This is a genomic window from Kurthia zopfii (assembly GCF_003143955.1).
Taxonomy (GTDB): Bacteria; Bacillota; Bacilli; order Bacillales_A; family Planococcaceae; genus Kurthia; species Kurthia zopfii.
This window is the reverse complement of sequence record NZ_QFVS01000084.1, coordinates 1-1,430: the sequence shown is the minus strand read 5'-3', so window position 1 is coordinate 1,430 and position 1,430 is coordinate 1. Positions and strand designations below refer to the sequence as shown.

The 1,430-nt window shown below is 36.2% G+C and carries 1 protein-coding gene; it reads right to left on the bottom strand.

Features of this window, described 5'->3' with window-relative positions; all coding sequences use genetic code 11:
- Positions 1–1,269 (bottom strand): ISL3 family transposase (locus DF281_RS14415; protein WP_240605557.1); only part of this gene is annotated, 1,269 nt, incomplete at its 3' end.
- Positions 1,270–1,430: the final 161 nt, after the last annotated feature.

Genomic DNA, 1,430 nt, shown 5'->3' with positions numbered 1-1,430 from the left:
TGCGAAGTGTAAATAGATTCGGTTGCGATAGTTTTCAAAGTTCCTGTAACCATAGGCAACTCGATTTAAGACTTTGATTTTATTGTTAATTCCTTCAATTCTTCCGTTGTTATAAGGGAAAAGAAAGCTGTTTTTAATTGAACTTAAGTGATATTTAAGAGTTTTAATACTTCTTTTAAAATCTTTTGAAATGCCCTCTGCTAAAGGCTTTTCAAGGATTTCTGTTAACTGTTCTAGGTTTTTATCTTTCAATGCAGTTAAGATGGATTGGTAAAGGTTATAGTTCACTTTCAGACGTTCACTATAGCTCATAAGTGTCTCAACGACCGTCGCATCAGTGGTTTGGCCAAATAACGGGAAGTTTTTATAAGATGTAAAAGATAGATCAAGTGCGTTTTTTAAGGGCAGTTTCCAATGTTTTTTCAGGCGGCGGTATTTCTTCTGATCCGCGCCATTACTTGTTCTAAAATCATTCATTACACTTATTCTTAGCTTATTCATGGAGCGATTGATGAGTTGGACGAGATGAAATCTGTCGATAATAATCTTCGCTTTTGGGAAAAGCTCTTTAATTAGTTTTTCATAACCTGCATTCATATCAATCGTGATGGTTTCAACTGCACAACGCTGGGCATAACTGTAGCGAGACAGGAAGTGATCCTTGATATCACGACTTAATCGAGAAGGTAAAATCCCCAGAATCGTACCTGTTTTAGCGTTAATGTATTCAAAAGCCATTCTTCCTTTTAGATATTTGAATTCATCGAACGAAAGGTGTTTCGGTAGATCATTAAATTTCTTAGGCATAGATTCGCTAAATTGATTGATGAATCGTTGAACTGAAGTCGGCGAAACACTTGTATCTTGGGCGATTAGTGTAATTGATTGTGCTTCAGAAGCTTTCAGTGTTACCAGTGATTTGGATTGGTTCGAGATGAAACAGAAGCGATTAATGACTTCTGATTCCGCCACAAATGTGCTAGAACAGCTTTTACAAAAGAAGCGTTGCTTCTTCAGTAAAAGAAACGTGCGGTGAACCCCCATCATTGGTAGAGAGATTCTAGACTCCTGTGTGCCGTTTTTGATGATGGAGAAATCCTTGTTTTCCTTTTTACAAACCTTACAACACTCAGGAGTATAGGTTAGTTTGGCTGTAATGAACTTACTCATTCTTCCTTTATAAAGCCTTTGATTGACGCAATTCGTAGCGAAGTGGATATTTGAGTCTTGAATATCTAGTAAATTTCGAATATCATGGTTAATAGACAAGTGATTTTCCCCCTTAGTGTATTGTTTAGAGACTTTTATTCTATAGGGAAACTCACTTGTTTTCTATTTTTTTGAATAAAAATAACGTTCATGAAGTTTCCGCACCGATCTGATTAGAGATCGGTGCTTTTTTCTTCACCAACGTTATTTATTGTAGAACC